A 10,268-nucleotide genomic window follows, 5' to 3' on the forward strand; every position below is an offset into this window, starting at 1 on the left:
GCGCAGTGGCAGCCGCTACCCGTTCAACAACTCGAACGTGGTCGGCGGCGAGTTCAACTATCAGTCAGTCGCATCCGACCAGCGCTTCAACGTGGCGGCGGTTACCTGGAACGACCCGCTCCAGCAATACAAACAGTCGGTCGAGATTGTTGAGCGGCCGGAGCTGATCGCCAAATGGGGGCGCATTCAGCAAAGCGACGTCGTGGCTATTGGTTGCACTTCGCGCGGACAAGCTCGCCGCCTGGGTCGCTGGTTGCTGTATGCCGAAAGCGAGGCGGTGACATTTGCCACTGGTGCCGATGGTGCTTTGCCGCTGCCGGGTGACATCATCGATATCGCGGACGCGAACCGGGCCGGCGCCAGGAATGGTGGGCGGCTTCTGGCGGGCAGCACCGCTTCGACGTTGCTGCTCGACGCCCCAATCGGATTTGCTGGGAGTGGCGTGATAGGCGTGGTTCTGTTGGATGGCAGTTACGCAACTGCGGCTGTCACCATCGCTGCCGGTGCTTCGTCGGTCACCGTTTCCCCGCCGCTGGCGTCTGCTCCATTGGCATCTGCCCCGTGGACCTTCTCGACAGCAGCACTGGAAACGCAGAAGTTTCGCGTTATCGGCATATCCGAAGGCGACGACGGCACCTACGCAATCAGCGCTGTAGCGTACGACCCTGATAAGTTCGATGAGGTCGAGTTTGGCACGCCGGACGTGGACAACCCGACGAGCATCGTCAACTTTGGCGCTCCGGATGCGGTTGGTCAGCTCACGTTTCTTGAGTCGCTGTACGACACCGGTACCGGCTTGGCCGCTGCAAGGCTGTCGGTCAGTTGGACGCCGCCGGCGCGCGCGATGCGTTATGAGATCGAGGTCAAGAAACCCGGTGGAAACTGGGAGTTTGTTGCTGAACTGTCGACGCCCAGTGTTGATTTTGATTCCGCCTCTTCTGGCGAATGGTCGGTACGGGTGACACCTAAGTCGGTGTTTGGCATTCCAGGTCCTGCTTTCGTTCAGACCTACATGGCGCAAGCGCTACTGGCACCGCCGTCGGCTCTGGTTGGATTGCGCCTGGACGTGATCAGTAGCGTGGCCACATTGGCATGGGACCCGGTACCAGAGTTGGATGTCAAACTCGGCGGCAGCATCAGTGTTCGCCATTCGCGCAACACCTCGGCGAACTGGGATGCGGCATTGCCGCTGACCGAAGTGGCGGGGCGTTCGACGTCGGCCGTCGTTTCGCTGTTGCCCGGCAAGTACCTGGCGTGCGCGGTTGACTCCACCGGCAACGGCGGCCCGATCACTGAGGTTTGGTCTGATGCGCAGGTGCCGTTGCCTACCAACGTCGTGCTGACGATCACCGAGTCTCCAACGTTTAAGGGCGTGGCGGTCAATGCCGCCGCCTCGGGCGGTGTTCTGAAGATGGCGGGTGCTGGGTCTTTTGATGCCATTGCCAGCCTTGACGCGCTTGCGGGGGAAATCGACAAGACGGGCGGCTCGTTGCTCCAGTTCACATACACCTTCGCGGCTCCGGCCGATCTGGGTTACGTCTACGACTGCCGCTTGACGGCCGATGTTGTGGCGCTGGTCTACGACGACGGCACCTACATCGACATGGTTGCCGACTTCGATTCGATACTTGGCTTTGATGGCGATCCGCCGAATGGCGCCACCCTGTCGCTATGGGTGCGCACCTCCGACGTAGCACCTGCGGTGTGGTCGGCCTGGAAGCCATTTGTCGTAGGCGACTACCGCGCTCGTCAGTTCGATTTTCAACTGCGCGGCTCTGTGTTGCAGACCACCAACTGGATCGATGTCTCCAAGCTTGAGGTCGTGATTGATATGCCTGATCGCATCGAAAGCGGGAACGACATCGTGGTGCCGGCTGGGGGGCTCACCGTCACCTACTCGCCACCATTCAACGCATCGCCAGCCCTCAGCATTACTGCACAAAGCCTTGCTGCTGGTGACTGGCCTGACATTTCCGCCAAGACCGCCACCGGTTTCACGGTCTTCATTCGCAATTCCAGTGGGGTCGCCCAGTTCGGCCGCTCGATTGACTACATTTCAAAGGGATACTGACTTATGTCGCAACATGATATGACCGTCGATAACGGTTCTGGCCTTGGGGTCCGAACCGATATCAACAGCGCGCTGCAGGCGCTGGCATCCCTGAGTAGTGGTGCCTCGGCGCCGAGCCCGTCGTTCCCGTGCCAGCTGTGGGCAGACACAGGGACAAGCCGTCTCAGGCGTCGGAATATCGCAAACACGGCGTGGGTTGATGTGGGGCCGCTGGATGCGGCGTTGCGCGATGCGGCGAGCCAGGGCGGATTTGTGGCTGATACTGGCGCAGTCAACGCCTACGTGTGCAACTTCGTTCCGGTGCTCACGGCGCGCAGCGAGAGCACGCCACTGCGCTTCAAGGTCGCAAACGCTAACTCCACAGCCAGCACCATCAACGATGGTGTCGGCACCGTAGCGCTGGTCGGTTCGACGCATGCTCCGCTCATTGGCGGTGAGCTCATTGCGAATGGCATCGCGTGGATTCAATGGAATGCGTCTGTCGGGGCATATGTTCTGCTGTTCTGTACCGGGGCTGCTGGTCCTGCCGTCAATCAAGTGCAAACCGCATTCACCACTGCAGGTACTGCGCCTTCGTTCACGCTGACGCCTGTTCCCGCCATCCAAGGTTATGCCGCCCCCCAGCGGTTCCGGGTGAAGTTTCACTCCGCAGGTACCGGTTCCGACACGATCAACGTATCGGGGCGCGGGACAAAAAACCTGAAGCAGTACGACTCATCCGGCGCCAAGGTGGCGGCGACAATCGCAGCCGGCCAACTCACCGATCTTGAATACGACGGAACGGACTGGCTGCTGATGGACCCGCTTCCTGCTGACGTGGCTTCGTTGTCTGGCAGGGTTACAACGCTGGAAAACATTGGCAAACCGATCACCAAAGAGTACGTCAGTGCCCCGCAGACAATTGTAGCTGGAGGCGCTTTAACACTTCCGCACGGCCTTGGCGTAAAGCCAAAATTTGTCAGCGCGTATGTGGTCTGCCAGATCGCAACAGGTAACTGGGCAGTAGGTGACGAAGCGTTCTTCAGGCTGGATTTCGAGCAATCAAGTGCCAGCGTCACAACCTTTGGTTTTACGGTCAAGCGTGACGCCACAAACTTGGTCGTCAGGTTCGCTGCAAACGGGATTTTCATGATTGACGCCAGCACCGGAGCCTACATAACCACGGGCATAACGAACTTCAAGATGGTATTTGAGGCATGGGCATGAGCGATATTTTTAGCGATGTACAAATAGTCGGTGGCACAACTATTCACTATGTTGATGATACCGGTCGTTACCTGGGTGGTTGGGATACCAATCCGCCTGAAGGCGCAATTGATGTTAATCCTCCTCCTGCATATGCCGATCAGGTCTGGCAGTTTCCAGGCTGGGGCGAGAGCCTGATTGTCATGCGCATCTTAGAGGGGCAGTGGCGCGAAACTGAATTGATCGTTATCGCTAATCAATTAGATGCTCTGGAAGAGGTTCTTGCTGGTCAGACTCCTGAAGATCTCCTCCCCGGATCGCGCGAGCAGTGGCTTGCGCACCGCGGTAAAACGCGCAACTGGAAGGAAGGCGCCGAGGGTTACCCTGATTTGATTGGGCGACCTGTTCGGCCTAGCTGAATTGATTTTTGAAGCCTCGAACCGCCATTGAGCGGTTTTTTTTCGCCTGGAGAAAGGTATGCCTGTAACTGAAAAGGACCGAGACATTCTCGCCCGCACGTTGTGGGGGGAGGCGCGCGGCGAAAGCCTCGCCGGCCAGATCGCCGTGGCCTGGACCATCCGCAACCGCGTGAACGACGGCAAGGACAAATCATGGTGGGGCGAAGGCTATGCCGGGGTGTGCCAGAGGCCGTACCAGTTCAGTTGCTGGAACAGGAACGACCCGAACCATCCGTTCCTGAGTGGTGCCCGGCAGATTCCGTTCCGCGAGCTGGCGCAGGCGCGGATTGCCGCTGATCAGGTGATTGACGGAAAGGTTCCAGATCCCACCGCCGGCGCCACGCACTACTACGCGACCACCATGCCAAGAGCCCCGGCCTGGACGAAGGGCGCCAAGCAGACGCTGAAGCTCGGTCATCACCTCTTCTTCAAGGATGTGCCATGACAGCCTTCAGCCGATTGTCTCGTGTGCTGGCCAAGTCCGAAGAGGATCGGCTTTTCTTCGAATGCCCTGGCTGCGACATGCTCCACGGTGTTTCTCACGGTCCAGGCCCGGGCCCACGCTGGGGTTGGAATGGCAATGTCGAGAAGCCGACATTCACGCCCAGCGTGCTGGTGACATGGAGCGAACCGAGCGACAACCCGGGCGAATTTGACGATATCACCAAGGACGTGAAGAAGGTTTGTCATTCGTTCGTGACCGATGGACGTATTCAGTTCTTGGGCGACTGCACACATGCGCTGGCTGGCCAGACTGTCGACCTGTCTGAATGGGAGGACTGACCGTGACGGCCTACATGAAATTGGGAGCGATCCTGCTGTTGGTTGCTATCGTCGTCGGCGCGCTGTTCGGCGCCTACCACCATGGCGTGACGGTCACTGACGCCAAATGGAGGGGCGAGTGGAATGCCCGCGATAACCTGGATGCAACAGCAAAGGCCCTCAACGAAGCCGCCGAGCGCGACAAGGAACAAACCCGGCAACAATCCATTAATAAGGCGATCCAGAATGGCCAACAGATCATCGACCAAGTCACCGCTGATGCCGCTGCTGCTCGCGCTACTGTTGACGGCCTGCGCGGGGCAGCCGACAACCTTGCCGCTCGACTCGCATCCAGTGAAGCCAGCGGCAATTCCTGTATTGCCGCCGCAAGCAAGGCAGCTACCCGCGCCGCAATGGTGCTTGCCGACGTGTTCAAGCGCGCTGACCAGCGAGCGGGCGACCTGGCTGAGGTTGCTGACCAAGCCAGAGCCAGGGGGGTAACCTGCGAGCAGGCATATGACGGTCTTGCAAAATAGGGGTGTTGTTCGTTTGGCAGGACGCCATAGAAGGGATTTTTCTTCGGGGATTTCTTCCCCAAAACGCAACCGTTTGGACCAATGTTTATTGGGTTCTAAAGAGTCGCAAAAGATGGTGGTTTTTGTGGCTGATTTTCAACTCAAGGCCTTGATTATAAAGGCCTTGTTCAATTCCTATTCGGCATCCCAGGCTTTGATGCCGAAAAGGTGCAACGTTTTGCTTGAATCGGTCAAGGAATTGCCCCCTTTACAGGTGCTGGAAAAAAAAGGTGACGGATTATGCCATGACCGTCCGCTTAAAACGCAAAACCCTGTAGGAGCCGAGCTTGCTCGCGAAAGCGGCTTAACATTCAACATTGATAGTGGCTGACCTGCCGCTTTCGCGAGCAAGCTCGGCTCCTACAGGGTTTGGGGTTTTTTCGAGACTGGCGACAGCCTGCGACATTGGTACAACGGTCAACCCGCAGTCTAAGCGGCTAATATGGCACTTCAATGCTGTCGATTGTCCGGGAACCGCGCTTTATGCAAACCGCCTACACCGTCCTGATCCTGTTGATGCTGGTCAGTGTTTCGCGCCTGGTCGGACGCGTGATCCCGTTGCCATTGCCGCTGGTGCAAATTGGTGCCGGCGCCTTGTTGGCCTGGCCGACGCTCGGTTTGCACGTCGCCCTGGACCCGGAATTGTTTCTGTTTTTGTTTCTGCCACCGCTGTTGTTCTCCGACGGCTGGCGCATGCCCAAGCGCGAACTTTGGCGATTGCGCGGACCGATCCTGACCTTGGCGGTCGGCCTGGTGCTGTTTACCGTCGTCGGTGCGGGTTACTTCATCCACTGGTTGTTGCCGAGCATTCCGCTACCGGTGGCCTTTGCCCTGGCGGCGGTGTTGTCGCCGACGGATGCCGTGGCCGTCTCGGCGATTTCTCAAAACCGACTGCCGACACCACTAATGCACATGCTGCAGGGCGAGGCGCTGATGAATGACGCGTCGGGCCTGGTGACCTTCAAGTTCGCCCTGGTCGCGGCGGTGACCGGGGTGTTCTCGCTGGCCAACGCCAGCCTGACGTTCGTGTTGGTGGCGGTCGGTGGCCTCGCGGTCGGTGTTGCGTTGAGCTGGCTGGTCGGGCGTTTGCGCTCGTGGATGATCGCTCGCGGTTGGGATGATCCGGCGACACACGTTGTCTTCATGTTGTTGCTGCCGTTTGCGGCTTACGTGCTGGCCGAACGCCTGGGGGGCTCGGGGATTCTGTCTGCCGTGGCGGCGGGCATGATGCAGAGCTGGCTCGATCTGCTGCCGCGCCAGACCAGCACCCGACTGCTCAACCGCAGCGTCTGGTCACTGCTGGAGTTTGCGTTTAACGGGCTGATCTTCCTGCTGCTGGGTTTGCAGTTGCCGGACATCATCAAAGCCGTGGCCAGCCACGAAACTTCGTTGTGGCCAACGCTGCTCTATCGCTGCCTCGACGTGGTGGCGATTTTCCTGGTGCTGGTGGTGTTGCGGTTTGTCTGGGTGCAGAGCATCTGGCGATTGTCGGGGCTGCTGCGTCGCTGGCGCGGCAAGGGTGAAATGACGCAAGTGCCGACGGCGCGCTCCTGCTGGTTGTTGACCGTTGGTGGGGTGCGCGGTGCGGTGACGCTGGCGGGTGTGTTGTCAGTGCCGATACTGATGGGGAATGAGGCGTTTCCTGAGCGCGATCTGCTGATTTTCATCGCGGCCGGGGTCATTCTGCTGTCGCTGATTGCCGCGTGTATTGCGTTGCCAATGTTGCTTCGCGGCATCGAGAAGAGTCCTGACGACAAACGTCGCAGTGAAGTGCGCGATGCTTGGCGCAAAACCGCCGAAGCCGCCATTCATGCGCTCGAAACCGAAGAGGCCAATCCGCAGGACGCCGCCCAGGCAGCGCTCGCTGTCGAACTCAAGGCACGGATCATGTCCGAGTATCGGCATCAACTGGAGGTGTTCAACGATTCGGCGGAAGCCCAGGCGCTGGCGTTTCAGATGGACCTGCTGGAACGGCGCCTGCGCTTGAAGGCGCTGCGGGCGCAACGCCTGGAGTTGTATAAGCTCAGCCGTCACCACCAGATTGGTGATGACGTATTGCGTGAGGTGCTGGGAGAACTCGATTTGAGCGAGGCTAATCTGGGCGTCGTGAAATAGCCCTGTTGCGGCTGATACCGGTCGCCCTTGGCGAGTTCCTTGAAAGCTTGATAATGCATCACTGAATGCCGGTCGTAAGAGGCATTAGTGCGACAAGGCAAATGCTCAAGAGAGAGACATTAATCCGTGGTGGAAGAGGGATAAACTTCGGCCATGAATGCTTTGTCTTTTTCGCTGAGAACAAGGTTGAGGTAGATCTCGAAGTCGCCTTCGGTCCAGTCCTGGCGCACGGGATAGTGCATGATCGACTTTGGATCATAAGGTGAGTGAACAACTTCGCTGGGGTCAAGGAGGTTGAAGTAGCGTGCGTCAACGATGCGTCGCGTGTAGTTATCCTCGTCAGCGCCTTCAGGCACGCCATGTGCCGCGTAGACGGCCTGTCTGTTCCAGGGAATGTTCGACTCCGGGTGCAGGTGTTCATGTTCTGCGCCCAGTACATGGCCAAATTCGTGCATGGTATTGGCGTTGAAGAATTTCAAGGAAAGTTGGTGGTCCGGTGACAGAAGCATGGTCGGGAGGCTTTGATCTGTCTCGGTCAAGGCGCTGGTGCCGATGTGGGACCAGTACACGCCTGGTTCGCTCTTGATACGAATATCACCTTCCTCGCCTTCGACGAATTCGAACTTCAGGTTAATGTGTGGCAGCCAGTTATTGGCCGCAGCCTTGACGGCGTCCTTAAAACTTTGATCACCGTTCAGAAAAGCAATGCGCAATGTGCGGCCCGGTGCCCAGAAGTAGGTGTGCCTGGCGACTGCGCGCTTTTTACGTCCGGGCACTGAAGTTAGCCGATTCGCAGGGTTTTCGGCGATGGCAGTCTCGTAAGCAGCCTGGAGGTCTAATGGTTTTTCAATGAGGCAACAAGGTACGTTTGTCATATATACATCCATGTATTATTAAAGTTGTTTTTTCTGAAGATGTTTACTTGGTTTTGTTTTGCGCATCAGTCTTGGATTGTAAAGCTATGAGGTTGTTAAGTTGATGCGGCTCTGGCGGGAGATTAGTTGAGTGTGTAGTTGGGCGTAAAGTTGGTATTTATTAGTTGTTATTGCGAGGGTGGTTAATGCCTGCACTGCGTTGCACAGTGCAGGCAAGTTTAATTTTATTTGTGGCGAGTTATAAAGCTGCGAATACGTTCAGCGGCTTCCACACACTCAGCCAGTGGCGCAACCAGCGCCATGCGCACCCGACCGGCACCCGGATTCGAACCGTCAACGTCACGGGACAGGTAAGAGCCAGGCACCACGGTCACGTGTTCTTCGACGAACAGATCGCGGCAGAACGCCTCGTCATCACCTTCAACATTCGGCCACAGGTAAAAACCGCCATCCGGGCGCTGCACGTCCATCACCGGGCCGAGGATTTCCAGCACCGCGTCATACTTCTCGCGATACAGCGCTCGGTTGGCACGTACATGCACTTCGTCATTCCAGGCAGCAACGCTGGCCAGTTGAGTCTGAACCGGCATCGCGCAGCCGTGGTAGGTGCGGTACAGCAGGAAGCCTTTGAGAATGTCGGCATCACCGGCCACGAAACCCGAACGCAGGCCCGGCAGGTTGGAGCGCTTGGACAGACTGTGGAACACCACGCAGCGCTTGAAGTCCTTGCGGCCCAGTTCCGCGCAGGCGCTGAGCAGGCCGGCGGGCGGTGTTTGTTCGTTGAAATACAGTTCGCTGTAGCACTCGTCCGCAGCGATCACGAAGTCGTACTCATCGGCCAGGGCGATCAGCTTTTTCAGGGTTTCGACCGGGATCAGCGCGCCGGTCGGGTTGCCCGGCGAGCACAGGAACAGGATCTGGCAACGCTTCCAGATGTCCGGGGAAACGGCGTCGAAGTCCGGATTGAAGCCATTCTCGTCCAGACACGGCAGGTAATGCGGCTTGGCACCGGCGAGGAACGCGGCACCTTCATAGATCTGATAGAACGGGTTCGGGCTGACCACCAGGGCGTCGTCGCCACGGTTGACCACGGTCTGAGTGAACGCGAACAGCGCTTCGCGGGTGCCGTTGACCGGCAGCACGTTGCGCGCCGGGTCGAGCCAGCCGTTCGGCACGTTGAAGCGGCGTTCGCACCACGCGGCGATGGCTTCACGCAGGGCCGCAATGCCGAGGGTGGTCGGATACACGGCCATCTGGTCCAGATTGCTTGCCAGGGCTTCGGCGACAAAGCTTGGCGAACGGTGCTTCGGCTCGCCGATGGACAGCGCGATAGGACGCTTGTCCGGGTTTGGCGTGACGCTGCCGAGCAGGGCGCGGAGCTTCTCGAACGGGTAAGGCTGCAATTGGGACAGAGCGTTGTTCATCGGTAGATCTCGTTCAATGTGGGGCGACGCAGGTTCCTGTAGGAGCGAGCTTGCTCGCGATGGTCGTCAACGTAAACGCAGGGCACCTGATGCCCCGTGGTGTTTGCGCATTCATCGCGAGCAAGCTCGCTCCTACAAAGAGCCGGCCAATTCAAATGCTTAAGCGCGACAGTTTGATATCGGGTTCCTGGCTGACACTGAGCTGTTCGACGATCGCATCCTGCAAACGGCTGCACAACAGTGGGTCAGACAACGGTTGGTTGTTGGCGTCGGTAATGAAGAACACGTCTTCCACACGCTCGCCGAGCGTGGCGATCTTGGCGTTCTGCAATGACAGGTCGAATTCCAGAAAAATCGTGCCGATCCGCGCCAGCAAGCCCGGGCGGTCCGGGGCGCTGAGCTCCAGCACCGTCACCGGGCGCTGGGCGTCGTTGTGGATCGTCACCTGGGGTGCAAACGCGAAATGCTTGAGCTGGCGCGGTACGCGACGCTGGATGATCGTCGGGTAATCGTCCGGGTTGCGCAGGGCTTCGGTCAGGCCTTCGCGAATCTGTTTGACCCGTGCCGGGTTATCGCCGATCGAGTCGCCGTCGGTGTCGAGCACGATATAGGTGTCGAGGGTGAACTGGCTGCTGGAGGTGATGACCCGGGCGTCGTGAATGTTCAGGTTGAGCTGGTCCATCGCGGCCACGGTCACGGCGAAGAAGTCGTGCTGGTCCGGCGCGTAGATGAAGATCTGCGTGCCGCCCTCGAACTCGCGCTGGGTGGTTTCCTTGATCAGCACCAGCGGGGGGCCGTCGGCC

Annotated in this window: 11 protein-coding genes; 8 read left to right on the forward strand and 3 right to left on the reverse strand. The window is 58.7% G+C overall.

Annotated elements, in window-relative coordinates; genetic code table 11:
- From PMI32_RS27095 to PMI32_RS27065, 8 genes are all read left to right on the forward strand, one after another.
- Positions 1 to 2,071: phage tail protein (locus tag PMI32_RS27095; RefSeq protein ID WP_008024541.1), on the forward strand; the 2,071-nt coding region annotated here is incomplete at its 5' end.
- A 3-nt stretch (positions 2,072 to 2,074) separates the two neighbouring features.
- Positions 2,075 to 3,277: a hypothetical protein gene (locus PMI32_RS27090; protein ID WP_008024543.1), complete on the forward strand. Its 1,203-nt coding sequence runs from the start codon at positions 2,075 to 2,077 to the stop codon at positions 3,275 to 3,277.
- The gene (locus PMI32_RS0128610) at positions 3,274 to 3,675 is read left to right on the forward strand and encodes a hypothetical protein (protein ID WP_008024546.1); all 402 of its coding nucleotides are present in this window, start codon (positions 3,274 to 3,276) and stop codon (positions 3,673 to 3,675) included. Before PMI32_RS27090 ends, PMI32_RS0128610 begins: the two co-directional genes overlap by 4 nt.
- A 58-nt stretch (positions 3,676 to 3,733) precedes the next feature.
- Positions 3,734 to 4,159: a cell wall hydrolase gene (locus tag PMI32_RS27085; protein WP_008024548.1), complete on the forward strand. Its 426-nt coding sequence runs from the start codon at positions 3,734 to 3,736 to the stop codon at positions 4,157 to 4,159.
- A complete protein-coding gene (locus PMI32_RS27080) occupies positions 4,156 to 4,497 on the forward strand; it encodes a ubiquitination-like system serine protease family protein (RefSeq protein ID WP_008024549.1) in 342 nt (113 codons plus the stop codon). Before PMI32_RS27085 ends, PMI32_RS27080 begins: the two co-directional genes overlap by 4 nt.
- A gap of 2 nt (positions 4,498 to 4,499) precedes the next feature.
- Entirely contained in the window at positions 4,500 to 5,012 is a 513-nt protein-coding gene (locus PMI32_RS27075; protein ID WP_008024551.1) for a DUF2514 family protein, read from the forward strand.
- Positions 4,993 to 5,382 carry a hypothetical protein gene (locus PMI32_RS27070; protein ID WP_157214339.1) on the forward strand — a complete coding sequence of 130 codons (390 nt, stop codon included), beginning with the start codon at positions 4,993 to 4,995 and terminating at the stop codon, positions 5,380 to 5,382. Before PMI32_RS27075 ends, PMI32_RS27070 begins: the two co-directional genes overlap by 20 nt.
- Positions 5,383 to 5,534: 152 nt before the next feature.
- Entirely contained in the window at positions 5,535 to 7,166 is a 1,632-nt protein-coding gene (locus tag PMI32_RS27065) for a Na+/H+ antiporter (RefSeq protein WP_008024555.1), read from the forward strand.
- A 119-nt stretch (positions 7,167 to 7,285) separates the two neighbouring features.
- Here the strand turns inward: PMI32_RS27065 and PMI32_RS27060 are convergent, their stop codons facing one another.
- The 3 genes from PMI32_RS27060 to PMI32_RS27050 form a co-directional block, all read right to left on the reverse strand.
- A complete protein-coding gene (locus PMI32_RS27060; RefSeq protein WP_008024557.1) occupies positions 7,286 to 8,041 on the reverse strand; it encodes a zinc metalloprotease in 756 nt (251 codons plus the stop codon).
- Between the two features lie 224 nt (positions 8,042 to 8,265).
- Positions 8,266 to 9,465 (reverse strand): succinyldiaminopimelate transaminase, encoded by a 1,200-nt coding sequence (gene dapC, locus PMI32_RS27055; protein ID WP_008024559.1) that lies wholly within the window; start codon positions 9,463 to 9,465, stop codon positions 8,266 to 8,268.
- A gap of 151 nt (positions 9,466 to 9,616) precedes the next feature.
- Positions 9,617 to 10,268: ACT domain-containing protein (locus tag PMI32_RS27050; RefSeq protein ID WP_008024560.1), on the reverse strand; the 652-nt coding region annotated here is incomplete at its 5' end.

This window comes from Pseudomonas sp. GM60, from assembly GCF_000282415.1.
Lineage (GTDB): Bacteria > Pseudomonadota > Gammaproteobacteria > Pseudomonadales > Pseudomonadaceae > Aquipseudomonas > Aquipseudomonas migulae.

Excerpts from the sequence above, each read along its gene's own strand:
- PMI32_RS27090 (WP_008024543.1), top strand. The coding sequence starts at position 2,075 with ATGTCGCAACATGATATGACCGTCGATAACGGTTCTGGCCTTGGGGTC.
- PMI32_RS0128610 (WP_008024546.1), top strand. The coding sequence starts at position 3,274 with ATGAGCGATATTTTTAGCGATGTACAAATAGTCGGTGGCACAACTATT.
- PMI32_RS27085 (WP_008024548.1), top strand. The coding sequence starts at position 3,734 with ATGCCTGTAACTGAAAAGGACCGAGACATTCTCGCCCGCACGTTGTGG.
- PMI32_RS27080 (WP_008024549.1), top strand. The coding sequence starts at position 4,156 with ATGACAGCCTTCAGCCGATTGTCTCGTGTGCTGGCCAAGTCCGAAGAG.
- PMI32_RS27070 (WP_157214339.1), top strand. The coding sequence starts at position 4,993 with ATGACGGTCTTGCAAAATAGGGGTGTTGTTCGTTTGGCAGGACGCCAT.
- PMI32_RS27065 (WP_008024555.1), top strand. The coding sequence starts at position 5,535 with ATGCAAACCGCCTACACCGTCCTGATCCTGTTGATGCTGGTCAGTGTT.
- PMI32_RS27060 (WP_008024557.1), bottom strand. The coding sequence starts at position 8,041 with ATGACAAACGTACCTTGTTGCCTCATTGAAAAACCATTAGACCTCCAG.
- dapC (WP_008024559.1), bottom strand. The coding sequence starts at position 9,465 with ATGAACAACGCTCTGTCCCAATTGCAGCCTTACCCGTTCGAGAAGCTC.